At 41.0% G+C, this 15,415-nt stretch carries 14 protein-coding genes; 1 reads left to right on the top strand and 13 read right to left on the bottom strand.

All coding sequences use genetic code 11. The features are described from left to right. Positions 1–19: 19 nt before the first annotated feature. Genes recG through PT281_RS04020 form a run of 3 tightly spaced genes read right to left on the bottom strand, consistent with a single transcriptional unit; the run spans position 20 to position 4,102 of the window. On the bottom strand, positions 20–2,056 hold the full coding sequence (gene recG / locus PT281_RS04030; RefSeq protein WP_277152289.1) for an ATP-dependent DNA helicase RecG: 2,037 nt from the start codon (positions 2,054–2,056) through the stop codon (positions 20–22). Between the two features lie 3 nt (positions 2,057–2,059). Continuing rightward, complete coding sequence (locus tag PT281_RS04025) at positions 2,060–3,718, bottom strand: DAK2 domain-containing protein (RefSeq protein WP_277152287.1); 1,659 nt, start codon at positions 3,716–3,718, stop codon at positions 2,060–2,062. A gap of 21 nt (positions 3,719–3,739) precedes the next feature. Beyond that, positions 3,740–4,102 (bottom strand): Asp23/Gls24 family envelope stress response protein, encoded by a 363-nt coding sequence (locus tag PT281_RS04020; RefSeq protein ID WP_277152285.1) that lies wholly within the window; start codon positions 4,100–4,102, stop codon positions 3,740–3,742. A 164-nt stretch (positions 4,103–4,266) separates the two neighbouring features. Here PT281_RS04020 and rpmB point away from each other — a divergent pair, with 164 nt between their 5' ends. Further along, the gene (gene rpmB / locus PT281_RS04015) at positions 4,267–4,452 is read left to right on the top strand and encodes a 50S ribosomal protein L28 (RefSeq protein WP_277129477.1); all 186 of its coding nucleotides are present in this window, start codon (positions 4,267–4,269) and stop codon (positions 4,450–4,452) included. 96 nt (positions 4,453–4,548) lie between these two features. Here rpmB and PT281_RS04010 read toward each other — a convergent pair whose 3' ends face one another. The 10 genes from PT281_RS04010 to gmk all read right to left on the bottom strand — a co-directional run bounded on the left by PT281_RS04010 (position 4,549) and on the right by gmk (position 15,054). Then, a complete protein-coding gene (locus tag PT281_RS04010) occupies positions 4,549–5,235 on the bottom strand; it encodes a thiamine diphosphokinase (protein WP_277152283.1) in 687 nt (228 codons plus the stop codon). Further along, entirely contained in the window at positions 5,232–5,882 is a 651-nt protein-coding gene (gene rpe, locus PT281_RS04005; protein ID WP_277152281.1) for a ribulose-phosphate 3-epimerase, read from the bottom strand. The genes PT281_RS04010 and rpe overlap by 4 nt, the downstream gene beginning before the upstream one ends. Positions 5,883–5,891: 9 nt before the next feature. Next, positions 5,892–6,785, bottom strand: a complete 894-nt coding sequence (gene rsgA / locus PT281_RS04000) for a ribosome small subunit-dependent GTPase A (protein ID WP_277152279.1) — start codon at positions 6,783–6,785, stop codon at positions 5,892–5,894. Then, the gene (gene pknB / locus PT281_RS03995) at positions 6,786–8,738 is read right to left on the bottom strand and encodes a Stk1 family PASTA domain-containing Ser/Thr kinase (RefSeq protein ID WP_277152276.1); all 1,953 of its coding nucleotides are present in this window, start codon (positions 8,736–8,738) and stop codon (positions 6,786–6,788) included. Then, complete coding sequence (locus tag PT281_RS03990) at positions 8,735–9,484, bottom strand: Stp1/IreP family PP2C-type Ser/Thr phosphatase (RefSeq protein ID WP_277152274.1); 750 nt, start codon at positions 9,482–9,484, stop codon at positions 8,735–8,737. The genes pknB and PT281_RS03990 overlap by 4 nt, the downstream gene beginning before the upstream one ends. 4 nt (positions 9,485–9,488) lie before the next feature. Further along, on the bottom strand, positions 9,489–10,814 hold the full coding sequence (gene rsmB / locus PT281_RS03985; protein ID WP_277152272.1) for a 16S rRNA (cytosine(967)-C(5))-methyltransferase RsmB: 1,326 nt from the start codon (positions 10,812–10,814) through the stop codon (positions 9,489–9,491). Further along, the gene (gene fmt, locus PT281_RS03980) at positions 10,801–11,745 is read right to left on the bottom strand and encodes a methionyl-tRNA formyltransferase (RefSeq protein ID WP_277152270.1); all 945 of its coding nucleotides are present in this window, start codon (positions 11,743–11,745) and stop codon (positions 10,801–10,803) included. The genes rsmB and fmt overlap by 14 nt, the downstream gene beginning before the upstream one ends. 12 nt (positions 11,746–11,757) lie before the next feature. Beyond that, complete coding sequence (gene priA, locus PT281_RS03975; RefSeq protein ID WP_277152268.1) at positions 11,758–14,154, bottom strand: primosomal protein N'; 2,397 nt, start codon at positions 14,152–14,154, stop codon at positions 11,758–11,760. A gap of 63 nt (positions 14,155–14,217) precedes the next feature. Beyond that, a complete protein-coding gene (gene rpoZ / locus PT281_RS03970; protein WP_277129468.1) occupies positions 14,218–14,436 on the bottom strand; it encodes a DNA-directed RNA polymerase subunit omega in 219 nt (72 codons plus the stop codon). A gap of 3 nt (positions 14,437–14,439) precedes the next feature. Continuing rightward, the gene (gene gmk, locus PT281_RS03965; RefSeq protein ID WP_277152266.1) at positions 14,440–15,054 is read right to left on the bottom strand and encodes a guanylate kinase; all 615 of its coding nucleotides are present in this window, start codon (positions 15,052–15,054) and stop codon (positions 14,440–14,442) included. Positions 15,055–15,415: the final 361 nt, after the last annotated feature.

Below are 15,415 nucleotides of genomic sequence, written 5' to 3'. Positions count from 1 at the left end.
TTATCTACCACAATCTTTTCTATGTTCGTTCTTGCTGCAGCTGCTTATATTCCAGCACTTCTTTTAAAGTCTGGTGATCTGCAGCTGCCAATTCCGGATCCTGCTCAATTAGGGATTTTGCCACATTTTGAGCAACTACCAGTGTCTCATAATTATTAACGACATTGCCAACCTGAAATTCGGGTAATCCTGATTGAGCCTTGCCAAACAGGTCACCTTCACCCCGCATTTTCAGATCTGCTTCAGCCAATTTAAAGCCATCGGTCGTTGAAGAAATAATTTGCATTCGTGCTTTGCCAGCGTCAGTTTTTGGATCAGCCATAAAAACGCAATAACTCTGCGTCTTACCTCGACCAATCCGACCACGCAACTGGTGCAATTGACTAATGCCAAAGCGATCAGCATTGTAAATTATCATCATATTTGCATTAGCAACGTCAACACCAACTTCAATTACACTTGTTGCAACCAAAATATTAATCTCGCCAGCTGCAAATTCCGTCATAATCTCATCTTTTTTAGCCCCTGGCATTTGACCATGAAGCAATACAACTTTTTGCTTAGGAAAATCATGGCTAAGCTTGGTATATAATTGCTCAGCATTTTTTAAGTCGACGGCCTCAGACTCAGTAATCAGCGGTGTTACCGCATAAATCTGAAAGCCTTGCTCAAGCTGCTGATGCATTAACTGGTAAACTTCATCCATTTGACTGCTGGTCTTCCAAGTTGAAATAATCTGTTTACGACCAGCCGGCAGGTGACGAATTTCCGAGACTGTTGTTTCGCCATAAACCGTTAAGGCGAGTGTCCGCGGAATTGGCGTTGCCGTCATTGCTAAGACATCCGGACTTGCTCCCTTATTAATTAGCGCTTGCCGCTGACCGACACCAAAGCGATGCTGCTCATCAATAATTACTAAGCCTAATTTTTTAAAAATCACCTTAGATTGAATTAAAGCATGGGTCCCAATCACCACATTAATCGTACCATCAGTTAACTCGCGATAAATTTCTCGCCGCTCCAGCGTCTTGGTCGTGCCTGTCAATAAGGCGACACGAACTCCCAATGGTCTAAGTAATTCATCAATTTTCTTAAAGTGCTGCGTTGCCAAAATTTCGGTCGGCACCATCAAAGCTACTTGAAAGCCGGCTGTGACCGCCGCAAAAATCGCATAAACGGCAACTACGGTTTTACCAGAACCAACATCCCCTTGCAGTAGCCTTTGCATCTGCCTAGTTGAATGTAAATCCGCAAATATTTCGTTAACTACCTGCTTTTGATCCGCCGATAGCTCAAAAGGCAACAATTTTGTCAGTTTGGCAACTTCTTTCAGGTCATATTTTTTGGCAATACCGTGATGTTTTGCATTGCCCTGAGCAAGCTGGGCTAACTCAATTTGAAAAATGAAAAATTCTCGAAAAATTGCACTTCTTTTGGCTAATTCAGCTTCGCGTCCATTTTTTGGGTGGTGCATTTTGGCAATAATTACCTGATCAGTTAACAGGCGATATTTTTGCCTGACCTCATCAGGTACCACATCCTCAACCAGTGGCAAATAATCAGTTAATGCTAGATTAATTAGTTCAACTAATTTTTTCTGGCGCAAATTCCGATTAACTGGATAAATCGGCGCCATGCCGCTGTCATTTTCCTTAGCCGCGACAAACTTGAAGCCTGATAGACTTTGCCGTGCCACGGTATACTTACCGTAAACGGCAACTTCCTTACCAACTTCAATTTTATCCTTTAACCATGGCTGATTAAAAAAATTGACCATGACAATATCATGGTCAATCCGCATTTTAAAACTAAGCCGGCTCTTTTTATAACCAAAACGGCTAACAAAAGCTTCTGTAGCTACAATGCCTTTTAACATTACCTTCTGGCCATCCATGATCTGGTCAAGAGGCATTGTTTGAAGTTCATCATAACGAAACGGAAAATAGAATAGCAGGTCATAGATACTATAAATACCCAAGCTGCCTAAGGCAGCAGCTGTCTTAGTACCTACTCCTTTTAAATCTGTTACCGGAGCAAACAATGCTTTTGTGTTCATCTTTTATTCAACAGAAATCAAGAAATTATAAACTGGCTGACCGCCATCATGAACTTCAAATTCCAAGTCATCGTGTTTTGCCTCTAAATTAGCTACAACTTCATCAGCCTGCTTCTTGTTAGAATCCCGACCAAACATGATTGTAATAATTTCAGAATCTTCATCCAGCATCTTTTCAATCATGTTAACTGTCGCAGTAACTAGGTCAGGATGGTCAACTTCAATATCGCCGTCAATAATTCCAAGATAGTCATTAGCATGAACTTCAACATCGTTAATTGTGGTATCACGGTTAGCTTGTGTAACTTCACCAGAAACCACAGCTTCAAGGTCTTCAGTCATACTGTCGACATTTTCTTCAACTGATAAGTCCGGATCAAAGGAGAGCATTGCTGTTAACCCTTGTGAAATCGTCTTAGTTGGCACAATGCCAACAGGAATATCACTGACTTCAGCGGCCTGCTTGGCAGCCATCACAATATTGCCGTTGTTTGGCAGAACGATTGCCTTTTGCGCACCAGACTTTTTAATGGCATCAATAATATCTTGCGTCGATGGGTTCATCGTCTGACCACCAGAGATAATTCGGTTAACGCCTTCGCTTTCGAATAACTTGCGCACCCCGTTACCAGAAGCAACAGCAATTACCGCAAAATCAACACTCTCCTGTTGTTCATTACTATCATTGACAATTGTTTCGTGCTGAATCCGCATGTTGTCAATCTTGATCTTACCCAATTGACCAAACTGACTGCCGTATGCAAAAACTTCACCGGGGTGTTCAGTATGAACGTGCACCTTAGCAACTTCATCATCAGAAACAGCTAGCAGTGAATCACCAATTTCAGACAGGTGATTTCTAAATTCTTCAAGATTAAATGGTTTTTTATTAGGAATATCAGCGGTCAAATCGACCATGATCTCAGTACAATAACCATTTTCAATATCTTGTGTTGATAATTGTGTTTGCACTGATTGGTGGTGCATGGCATTAATCATTTCATCCATTTCGCCTTCATCTGGTTGGTAACGATCAGCAAAGTTCTCGCCTAAGATACCTTCCAAAAAGCCTTCATAGATAAAGAGCAGACCTTGACCACCAGAATCAACGACACCAACTTGTTTTAAGACAGGCAATAGATCAGGTGTGGTCTTCAGAGACTTCTTTGCACCATCAACAATTGCTTCCATGACTTCTTCAACGTCATCCGTCTCATTGGCCTTGTTTGCCCCTTCTTGAGCGGCTACACGCGCAACCGTTAAGATTGTTCCTTCAACGGGCTTCATCACAGCCTTATAAGCTGTTGCGACACCATTAGAAAACGCATTAGCCAATTCTTGAGCGTTTAAAGTCTTCATGCCTTGAGTAGCCTTATAGAGCCCTCTAAAGAGCTGTGAAGAAATAACGCCACTATTGCCTCGTGCTCCCATGAGCATTCCTTTGGCTAAACTTTCAGTTAGATCGCCCACACTCGTACTGGGATTCTCAGCAACGGCCTTTGCACCACTTTCAATAGTTAAATTCATGTTAGTACCAGTGTCACCATCTGGAACTGGGAACACATTAAGTGAGTTGACAAACTCAGCATTACGACCCATCCGGTGAGTAGCTACCCGTACCATATCTCTAAATTTGTTACTATCTATTTCCTTTAAAACCAATATTCTAAACCTCCGACTGAGTTACTCGTCAAGTACTTTAACACTTTGAACGATCACGTTAACAGCTCTTGTGTCAATTCCAAGTTGATTCTTCAAACTGAATTTAACGCTGTCTTGTACATTACGACTAACTTCAGAAATCTTCAAGCCGTAACCGACAATAATATAAACATCAACCGTAATTTCATTATCTTCTGACTTAACAACAACGCCACGCTTATAATTCGCACGGTTCAAAATAACGTCAACACCATCACGAATCGTATTTTTGGACGCCATGCCAACAACACCATAATTAGACGTAGCTGCGCTACCAACGACAGTTGCGATTACTCCGTTTGAAATATCAATCAATCCATTTTTTGTTTTGATTTTAACAGCCATGTTTATCCTCCGTCTCATTGTTTCTTTTATATGAATCTATTTTATCATAGTAAACCAAGATAAACGCAAAATCCATTCATAAAAAATACTTTTGCAGTTGCATTACGTTAAAAGTTATGCTATCTTAAATAAGTATGAAAACACAAATAAAGGAGGTTTAGCAAATGGCAAAAGATTATATTACAGGTAAAAAGACCACTTTTGGTAACACACGTTCTCACTCATTGAATTCAGCTCGTCGTGCTTGGAAGCCAAACCTTCAAAAAGTTCGTATTCTTGTTGATGGTAAACCAAAGCGTGTATGGGTTTCAACCAAGACTTTGAAGTCTGGTAAAGTGACTCGTGTCTAATACGCTTAAGAAACTGTTAGATTAATTTCTAGCAGTTTTTTTATTATCCTAAATTAAAAGCCAATTCTTAGTATTACTAGGAATTGGCTTTTTTAGTTAAATATTTTGATAACGGTCAATATCTTTAGCTTGAATAACAGCAACTGTCCCCTTAGCAAAAGATAAATTAAATGAATCTGCCTGCGGTAAAAATTCATTGGAACCAAACGACACAGGATACGAATTCTGATAATCAGCTAAATTGTATTTTGCATTAGCAATCTTAAGCTGCTCTACTGCTGTTAATGTTGCAACACCAAAATAGGTATAACCCTCTTGCCGTGCTACTACATGTTTACCAGGATTATAAAAGTTAATCAAATTTTGCCGGTCTAAAATTTGAACTTGTTCTGCAAACCGATTAACTGCTGGATTCAGCAGCATTAACAAATTTACGAGAAAATGATCGATTCGCCCGCCAGTAGCTCCTAACAGGGTTAACTTCTCAACTTGATAATCGTTAAAAACAGCCCTAATCATTAGTTCTGTATCGGTAAAATCTTTTTCAGGGACCGAATAACGCACATCTGGCACATCACAGGCAATCTTAGTTAATTCTTGTCTTTTTAAGGAATCAAAATCACCAACTGCTAAGTCAGACGTAAAACCCAACTGTTCAAGCAGGATACTGCCACGATCAACACCAATTAACAAATCCCCTTGTTCTTGTGCTGCTGTCAAAATCTGCTTAATCTCCTGCGGCCATTCTGCTTCTGGACCGCCCAGTAACGCAACTGCTCTCATCCTAAAACCGCCATTAATTCTGCAACTTGCTTAGCAACCTGCCCTTTACCAAACAAATACGAGCCAGCAACAAAAATACTTGCCCCAGCAGCTTGAGCAACTTGGGCTGTTTCAACATTAATACCACCATCGACTTCAATTGGCAACTTTTCTTGCAATAATTCATTGACCTGCTTAATTTTAGTAGACATTTCTGGTATAAATTTCTGACCACCAAACCCAGGATAAACCGTCATTAACAATACTTGATCAAGCTTAGGCGCAAACTTAGACAAAACAGCTGCCGGTGTATCAGGATTAAGGACTAGTCCAGCCTTAACATGGCGGTCATTTAAATAAGTCAGCCACTTAGTTAATTCCGCTTCAGGCATAGCTTCATAATGAAGTTCAACCACATCAGCTCCAGCTTCAACAAAAGCCGGAACAAACACTTCCGGCTTGTCACTCATTAAGTGGATTTCCGCAGTAATATCAGGGAATTCACGCTTAAAGTCGCTAACTAACTGTGGTCCAAAAGACAAATTCGGCACAAAATGACCATCCATAATATCAATATGAAAGCGACTAATTCCTGCAGCAACAGCTGCTGCTATCTCACTTTTTAGGTTTAAATTGTCGGCGTTTAAAATCGAGGGGGCAATTAACATTCTTTCTCCTTATTTCAAATATTCAGGCATGCGACCATTGGCAATCTCATTACGCATCATCAAATAATCATCATAACGGCTCTGACGAATCTTGCCTTCTTGCACAAGCTCTTTAACCGCACAACCGGGTTCTTTAAGGTGTTGACAACCACGAAACTTACAATTAACACTGGCCTTTTTAAATTCACTAAAATAATTACATAATTCATTCAGCTTTATCGGTGTGAAGTCAATCGCCGAAAATCCCGGTGTATCAGCTAAAAAGCCTTGACCTAGGCTAAATAATTGAACCGTTCTGGTCGTGTGTTTGCCACGATTCAAACTGGTTGAAATTGCGGCAGTTTCTTGCTTTAAATCCTTTTTTAAATGATTAATCAAGGTTGACTTACCAGCCCCAGACTGTCCTGCTAGTGTCCAAATCTGGTCTTGAGTGATTGCCTTGGGCAATTCAGTCGCTAACTTAGACCAATCATCATAAACCGGGTAACCGATTGCGGCATAATAATTGAGCTCATGCTTAATTTCTTGCAGCTTATCAGTATCGACAATATCACTTTTTGACAAGTAAATACTAACCGCGACCTTTTGCCATGAAAAAAACGTCAAATACCGATCAAGCAGCTGCAAAGAAAAATCCGGCTCAACGGCAGACATAACTAGCAGAACATGATTTACATTTGCCAAAGCTGGACGCCCAATCAGGTTTTGCCGCGGCATAATTGCAACCAAATAACTGGTTCCTTGATCGTCAATCTGGATTTGGACATGATCGCCAACCGTTGGTTTTTCCTTATTTTTACGAAAAACACCACGTGCTCTTGTACGTACAATTCCAGATTCTGTCTGCACATCATAAAAGCCAGCAATCAGACCCACAACAATTCCTTCGACTTGCTTAGTCATTTATTTCACCTTTTCATTTAATACAGTTTGCCCATCACGCACAACCCGCAAACTACCAGTACCATTTTTTAGCGAAAATGGAATTGAAAAGTTAGTATTGTGCTTAATATACAAGTCACGGTAAATATCACTCAGAGAATGATTATCATCAGAAACATAGATTTGAACGTGATTGCCGTGACTGCCAGCACTATTTTCAGAATCATAGTTAACGGTAAAAGTCTTAATTGTCGAGGAATCTTTTTCTTCCTTTGGTCCCTCTGACAGGCTCACTGTAACTGTACTGTTACGCAATACTTGCGTGCCCGCAGCTGGACTCATTGAAATAATTTTACCCTTTTTGACTTTATCAGAATATGTTGAGGTCACTTGCAGAGTCAAACCATACTTATGAGCATATTCTTGCGCTTCTTTTAGCGTGTAATTCTTTAAATTCCCTAACTTAATCGAATCACGTTTAACGCCGTCATCGCGGCCTTTAGATACGACCAAGGTCACTGTGGTTTGACTTGGCTTAACTTCAACATCAGCAGCAATGCTTTGGCTAATTACATGATCAGGCGGCACATTAGGCGAATATTGACTATCTTTAATGACATCAAAACCTAACTTCTGCAACTTAGCAGTCGCGGTATTATAGTCATCACCAGTAACATCAGGTACGCGCACCATCCCCGCACCATCAGAAACATATAGATCAACTACATGCCCCTTCTTGCTTTGCGAGCCGGCAGGCGGGGACGTTTCAATTATTCGTCCCCGATTAATACTGTCTGAACTCTTATGTTTAATATGACCGACTTTTAAGCCGACCTTTTCAAGTTGGGCACGGGCACTTTTTTCAGTTAAATTAGTTACATCTGGAACACGAACATCTTCATGACTATTAAGAACCAAAAGCAACAGCCCAACTACTACTACCGCAGCAATGGCAATAAATAACCACCACCACTTATTTTGGCGTAAATTAGCTAATAGGCTGGCTTTTTTAGTTGGCGGCTTTTCCGAGGTTTTATCTAAGTCTTGCTGTGTAGCCTGTAACTTTCGACTTGGCTTAAAATTAGGCAACACAATGGTTTCATCATTATTAAGACCATGATTGGGAACAAAAATTGCCTCATCTGCACGGCTAGAATCAAGGCTAGTATCTAGGTCAGCCTTCATCTCTTTGGCAGTACTGTAACGATCTCGCGGATCCTTAGCAGTTGCCTTCAAGACCACATTTTCTAATGCTTGCGGGACCTTAGGATCTTTAGCTTTAATTGATGGAATCGGCTCTTGGGCATGCTTTAAGGCAATAGCAACAGCTGTATCACCGTTAAAGGGCACTGTACCAGTAATCAATTCATAAAGGATAATACCCAGCGAATACAAGTCAGACTGCTTGGTTACTAGTCCTCCCCGTGTTTGCTCTGGGGACATATAATGAACCGAACCGATTGCGGAATTAGTCTGGGTAATAGAATTCTGATTCAAGGCGACAGCGATGCCAAAGTCGGCAATCTTAATATTGCCCCGTTTATCCATGAGAATATTCTGCGGCTTTAAATCACGGTGAATAACATTATGTTTGTGAGCTAGGGTCATGGCACTTAATATTTGGTCCATAATCCGAATTACATCGTGTAAGTCCAGCGGCGAATTTTGGCGGATGTATTCTTTTAAATCTGGTCCCGAAACGTATTCCATTACCATATAGGGCAGGCCATGATCGGTTCCCACATCAAGTACCATGACAATATTGGGGTGACTTAATTCACTAGTAGCTAATGCCTCACGTTGAAATCGAGCAAGAGTTTGTGGCTCACGCTGCAAGTCCATTCGCAAGATTTTAACTGCAACTTTTCGTTGCAAAATAATATCTTCAGCTAAGTAAACATTAGCCATCCCGCCTTCGCCCAGCGTGTCAATAATTCGATAACGATCGCCTAACAAATACCCTTTATCAATCACTGCTTCTCACCGCCCTCATTAACAATAAGACAGACAGTAATATTATCGCCGCCACCTAAACGGTTAGCCTCATTGATTAATTTACGGCATCGCTCCTTTAAAGACAGCTCTTTAGTGGCCAAAATTTGTTGAATTTGGGGATCACTTAGCGAATTGGTTAACCCATCTGTACATAGCAAAATCACGTCATCATCATGTAGTTCTATTTGCTTAAATTCTGGTTCAATCGTGCTGGAAACGCCAAGTGCTTGCGTGATGATATTTTTTTGAGGATGGTGCTTTGCCTGCTGCTTAGTAATTTGACCCATTTTGACAAGTTCATTAACCAGCGAATGGTCTTCAACTAATTGGCTAAATTTTCCTTCAGTATAACTATAAGCACGCGAATCGCCTAAATGAGCAATTAACGCTTCTTCAGCAAAAACAACCGCCAAAACAATGGTTGTCCCCATGCCGTTTAGATCGGGAAAGCGATCAGCAGTTTTTAAGATAGTTTCATTTTCAGAATTAAGCTGTACTTTAAGCCATTTACGCGCACTCTCACAGTCTGTAAAATCGGTTATGCTAAAGTTGTGACCTAAATGGCTAACAGCCATTGTGGAAGCAACATCTCCCCCTTGATGACCGCCCATACCATCACAAACAATTGCCATAGTCGCGCCACTTTTATTTTGAAAAACTCGTACAAAATCTTGATTGCTTTTTCGTATTCGACCAATACTTGAAGCGTATGCTGTTTTAATCAAAACTCTAACCTCGCATTACAAACTTAGCAATGAAGAAGCCGTCACTGCCGTAACTATCAGGTAAAATCTTAAGCATCCCATCAGGTGCGTCAATTTCTCCCGCCTTAAATGCCTGCAATTCAAATTCAGGATGCTGCTTTAAAAATTCCTTGACGACTGCTTCATCTTCTTCAACAGCAATCGTACAAGTAGAATACACCAGTTCGCCTTCTGCTTGCACAAGTCCACTCAAATGGTCCAATAATGCCAGCTGCACCTTTTGCAAGTTAGTCAAATCATTCAAATTCTTAGTATAGCGAATTTCCGGCTTACGTCGTAAAAGACCTAGACCTGAACACGGCGCATCAACTAAAATTTTGGCAAATTGTCCTTGTTCAAAAATTTGATCAGCCTTGCGGGCATCCATTGCCTTCGTGATAACCCGATCTTTGACGTTCATTCGGTCAGCATTTTGCTTAACTAGCCGCAACTTGTTTTCATGAATATCAAGCGCGGTCACATGACCAGTGGTTAAATTTTCTGCAATTTGAACGGTTTTTCCGCCAGGTGCACTACAAGCATCTAGGACTTCTTCTTCTCCAACAAAATTGAAAGCACTTACTGCTAAACTAGCAGCTTCATCCTGAATTGTCAATTTACCATCTTTAAATAACGATGTTTCACTGACGCCGCCGCGAGCCAAAACCAGCTCATCAGTTGCAATAGCTGATTTTTCTGGCTCAAAGCCTAATTCTGTCAGCTTCTTAATTACTTCTTCGAAATCAGCTACGCGTGCCACACGCACCGTATTTTTAGCAGGCAAATTAATACTAGTTAAAATACTGTTTGTGCGTTCAATTCCCCAATTAGCAATTAAATATTGGACTAACCATTCGGGCACGCTTTCTTTCACGCTTAAATATTGAACTGAGTCCTGCTTATCTGGCAATACTGGTCCACGACGAATTAAGGCATGCAAAATACCGTTAACGATTTTAAAGCCAGTTGAATGAGGCTTACCGAATTGTTTAGCCAAGAGATTTGCCTCATTAACTGCAGCCCGATTAGGCACCTTATCCAAAAATAGGATTTGGTAGGCTGACATCAATAAAAGCGGCAGCAGGTAATCTTCTTTAAGCTTAGTTTTAACCAAGTCATGCAGCTGATATTCCAGGTAAATCTTATACTGAATTGTCCCATAAACTAACCGGGTACAAAAATTACGGTCAGCCTGGCTTAGTTGCGAATGCCGCAAACTATTATTCAAGCTGATGTTTGAGTATGAGCCATCACGCAAAATGCGAATTAAGGTTTCTAGCGCGACTGCCCGCGCACTTTTAGTCGTCGACAATTTTTTCTCCTACTGTATACTTACTGCCTTGACCGTTTAGAAAATTGTTAACGGTCATTTTCTTTTTGCCTGCTGGTTGGACTTCAACTAAGTTAAGCACCGTGCCTTCTGCAAAGCTAATCGCAAATCGGTCGTCATTGGCAACTAACTTACCAGCTGCTAGGTCTGTTGTTTCTTGACTAACCTCTGCCTGCCAGACCTTTAGACGTTTACCAGCAACTGACAAGTAAGCACCTGGATCTGGATTAAGTCCGCGAATTAAATTATTCGCTTGCGTTGCTGTCTGCGTTAATTTAATTTGCTCCTGCTGCTTTTGAATATTAGGTGAAAAGACAACCTTGCTGGTATCCTGCGGCGTCTTTTGGTCTGGATTAGCAATAATTTGCGGCAAAGTTGCCAGCAATAAATCCCGACCTAATAATGATAACTTCGCAAACACGCTACCTGTGGTGTCTTCTGGTTCAATTTTGAGAGCCTTTTGAGCATAAATATCACCAGCGTCCATTTGCTTAACCATTTCCATGATGGTAATTCCAGTTTCAGAATCACCATTAATTAGCGAGTATTGAATTGGCGCGCCGCCGCGATACTTCGGTAATAATGAGCCATGCACGTTAACCGCTGCAATTTTAACTGATTCTAAAAATTTGCTTGGTAAGAATTGCCCGTAAGCTGCGGTAATAATTAGGTCAGCATGCAAGCCAATCAATTCTTCTACTTCTGGTGAACCCGACAATTTCACTGGTTGAAAGACCGGCAGGTTAAGTTCTTCTGCAGCAACCTTAACCGGTGTTGGGGTAATCTTCTGCTTACGTCCGACTTTCTTGTCAGGCTGCGTAACAACTGCCTGAATATCGTAATTATGGTCTACTAATGCCCGTAAAATCGGCACTGCAAACTCGGGCGTCCCCATAAAAATAACTGATGTCATTGCGATTCTCCTTTACATAATTCGCTCAGGCTCGTTGTCGATATACACATTTAGGCCGTACTTTTTTACTTCCTGTGCTGAGTCCTGAATTTGGTGTAATAAATTATTTAAGTTGGCTTCTTTTTTATATTTTACCAGTATTTGATAATAATATTGGTTTTTTAAGCGAGAAATTGCACTCGGTGTCGGACCCAAGACAATCGTTGCCGGATGCAAATTAGCTTGCAGTCGGCGTTTAATCTTAAATGCTTCCCGAGCCGCGTTCTGCTCTTTTTTGGCTGCGACTGAGATTAAAACAGTGTAAAAATACGGCGGATAGTTGCCCGCATGCCGCATCTGCATTTCATAAGCGTAAAAACGTTCATAATCCTGCGTTTGTGCCAGTGCAATTGCATAGTGATCTGGATTAAAGGTCTGAATCATGACCTCACCCTTTTTTTCAGCGCGACCAGCCCGGCCAGCAACCTGCGTTAACAATTCAAATGTCCGCTCAGAAGCATTATAATCCGGCAGCCATAGCCCAGTATCGGCATTAACCACCCCAACTAGTGTAACATTAGGGAAGTCTAATCCCTTGGCAATCATTTGGGTTCCCAGCAGAATATCTGCCTCATGCTCGCCAAATGAATCCAGAATACGCTTAAATGCTCCTTTGCGCCTGGTTGTATCAACGTCCATCCGTAAGATTCTTGCTCCTGGCAATAATGCATTCAATTCTTCCTGCACCTTTTGCGTGCCAGTACCCAAAAAACGAATCTTAGAACTCTGACAATTAGGACACTTTTTCGGGATTTGTATTGTATACCCACAATAATGACACTGCATTTGCCCAGTATCCTTGTGCATCGTCAGCGACAGGTCACAATTAGGACATTTCATGACATAACCACATTCACGACACAACATAAAATTGGCAAAACCGCGCCGATTAAGCATTAAAATAACTTGTTCCTTCTTAGCAAGCCTACTCTTGATTGCATCAATCAATTCCACGGTCAGATCTAATTGCCCACCAGCAAAATCAGCCTGCTTGAGGTCGATTAACTTAACTTCAGGCAGGTTCTTTTGGTTAGCTCTCTTAGTCAATTTTAATAATTGATAAACACCCTTTTGCGCGCGTGCACGGCTATCAAGTGATGGTGTAGCACTGCCCAGTACCAGCGGACAAGAATTGTACTTACTGCGCCAAATAGCAACATCACGGGCATGGTAGCGGGGATTATCTTCCTGCTTGTAAGAAGACTCATGCTCCTCATCAATGACAATTAAGCCAATATTAGTTAAAGGCGCAAATACCGCACTGCGAGCACCAACAACCACGCGAACTTCGCCGCGGCGAATCCGCCGCCACTCATCATACAATTCACCTTCAGATAAGCCACTATGCAATACCGCGACTTGTTCGCCAAAGCGCTCTTTAACCTGCGTTACCATCTGCGGTGTTAACGAAATTTCCGGCACCAACATTAGCGCATTTTTGCCACCAATTAATGTCTGACTGATTGCATGCAAATAAACCTCAGTCTTGCCGCTGCCAGTAATCCCCTCAAGTAAAAAAGTCTGCGGTTTAGCCGTTTGAATTGCCGGCACAATCTGGTCTAGTGCTGTTTGTTGTTCATCATTTAATTTAATTTGATGATGCTTGTTGCTCGTATTAACATCGGCTAATGGATCACGATAAACTTCCACAGGCTCCTTTTTAAGCCAACCTTTTTTAACAGCACTGGTCAAGGCTGCCGTGCTAACTTGTGCTGCCTGCTCTAGTTGCTGCTGCAACATCGGAAAAGCCGAATAATTCTCAATTATTGCCATCAATAGCTGTTTTTGCTTAATTGCATTTTGCCGTAATGATTCGTAAAGGTCAATGTAATCTTTTTTAGATAACGGCACAGTATATTGGTTCTGCGTCTTAACCTTAGCCCGATTTTCTACCACATATTCAATCTTAGCATCATCACTGCGCAACAATTTGCGGATGGCAGCAATTTCTTTTGGAGCAGTAATTTTACTTAAATCGAGCGGCTCGCCTTGAAAAAAGGACATTGCCTTGGCTTTAGCAGACACAGGAACTAAAATTTTGCGATAATTTGCGCGCATCACTCGGGGCAACATCGCTTTTAAAAGCGTAATACGATACGAAAAAATTCGGTCAGCCAGTGCCTTGGATAATGATACTAATTCCGGGGTCAAAGGCGGCATTTCATCGACAACTAACAAAAGGTCCCTTAATTTGCCTTGAAACTGGCTACTATCAGTCAAACCAACCACAAAGCCCTGCAATTTACGCGGACCAAACGGCACAAAAACTCGTGAGCCAACCTCAACTTCGCCAACTTCATCTGGAACATGATATTCAAAAATTCGATCCGTTTGCTTGGCTGCAATATCTACAATTACTTGCGCAATCATTTAATCACCTTGAAAAAAATGACCTCCATCACTTGCGGATGAAGGCCATAAAATTTAACCAATTTATTGATTAACCTCGCGATGTTCGGGATCAACGGTAACTTTCCCGGCTTCGATTTCTTCCAGCGCCTTACCGACAGCCTTTTGCGACTTGTAGCTCTTTAATGCTTCAGGATCGCCAGCTTCTAATTCGTGTGCTCTTTTTGCTGCCAGCACTGATAATGAATAACGCGAATCAACACGTGCTAATAATTTGTCAATTGATGGATATGTAACTCTCATAAATTAGTCCTCCCTGACCATTTTTCGGTAAGTATCAATTACCCGTTTAACGCTAACATGCTCGGCATCAACAATTGCCTTGATATGATGAACAGCATTTGCCACTTGATCGTTGACAACCGCATAATCATAATCCTGCATTACCAAGATTTCCTCTCTGGCTTGTTTAATGCGTCCCATAATAACGTCTTCTGATTCTGTACCGCGATTTTCCAAACGTTCATGCAAAGTGTGCAGATCCGGTGGTGTTAAGAAAATAAAGACACCATCCGGCATTTTTTCACGCACTTTTTGCGCCCCATTAACGTCAATCTCTAACAAAACATCTTTTCCCTGCTCCAGCATTTTTTCAACCGGTGCAAGAGGTGTCCCATAATAATGGTTCACATATCTATTATATTCTAGAAGTTCGCCATGGTTAATAGCTTGCTTAAAACGTTCTTCTGAAACAAAAAAATAATCTTTGCCATCAACTTCGCCCGGCCGCGGCTTACGCGTTGTCATTGACACCGAATATTCAAACGGGAAAACTTTATTCTCAACTATTGCACTTTTAACGGTTCCTTTACCAACTCCAGAAGGACCCGAAAGGACAAGTAACAAACCTTTATCTGCCATGCCATACTCCCCTATAAAAAGCTATTAAGTCTATTTAAAACTAAATGTAACAGTTTTTCAAGTTAATAAGTTTTTTCACATTAATATAAAGTATTTGTAGAGAAAATAAAAAATAGCAGGGTACCTTCTGTTAAAATGTAGTTTGACTTATTACATTCAGAAAAGTTTTCTTCTATAACTAATAAAATTGCGATACTGTCAAAACAAAATACACGATTCCGAATAAATTTCGAAATCGTGTATTTTAATATAGTCTAAATTTTAGAATTGACCTTTATGAAACCTAGTCTTTAACTTGCTTGATAGTATCAATGATTGAGCCATCACGATATTCAACTAAAGCAACTGTCCGATCAGTATA

It is taken from the genome of Lactobacillus sp. ESL0701, from assembly GCF_029433445.1.
Lineage (GTDB): Bacteria > Bacillota > Bacilli > Lactobacillales > Lactobacillaceae > Lactobacillus.
This window is presented reverse-complemented; position numbering and strand designations above follow the sequence as displayed.

Excerpts from the sequence above, each read along its gene's own strand:
- rpoZ (WP_277129468.1), bottom strand. The coding sequence starts at position 14,436 with ATGAGAGTTACATATCCATCAATTGACAAATTATTAGCACGTGTTGAT.
- PT281_RS04020 (WP_277152285.1), bottom strand. The coding sequence starts at position 4,102 with ATGGCTGTTAAAATCAAAACAAAAAATGGATTGATTGATATTTCAAAC.
- rpmB (WP_277129477.1), top strand. The coding sequence starts at position 4,267 with ATGGCAAAAGATTATATTACAGGTAAAAAGACCACTTTTGGTAACACA.
- fmt (WP_277152270.1), bottom strand. The coding sequence starts at position 11,745 with ATGACATCAGTTATTTTTATGGGGACGCCCGAGTTTGCAGTGCCGATT.
- priA (WP_277152268.1), bottom strand. The coding sequence starts at position 14,154 with ATGATTGCGCAAGTAATTGTAGATATTGCAGCCAAGCAAACGGATCGA.
- gmk (WP_277152266.1), bottom strand. The coding sequence starts at position 15,054 with ATGGCAGATAAAGGTTTGTTACTTGTCCTTTCGGGTCCTTCTGGAGTT.
- PT281_RS04010 (WP_277152283.1), bottom strand. The coding sequence starts at position 5,235 with ATGAGAGCAGTTGCGTTACTGGGCGGTCCAGAAGCAGAATGGCCGCAG.
- recG (WP_277152289.1), bottom strand. The coding sequence starts at position 2,056 with ATGAACACAAAAGCATTGTTTGCTCCGGTAACAGATTTAAAAGGAGTA.
- rpe (WP_277152281.1), bottom strand. The coding sequence starts at position 5,882 with ATGTTAATTGCCCCCTCGATTTTAAACGCCGACAATTTAAACCTAAAA.
- rsgA (WP_277152279.1), bottom strand. The coding sequence starts at position 6,785 with ATGACTAAGCAAGTCGAAGGAATTGTTGTGGGTCTGATTGCTGGCTTT.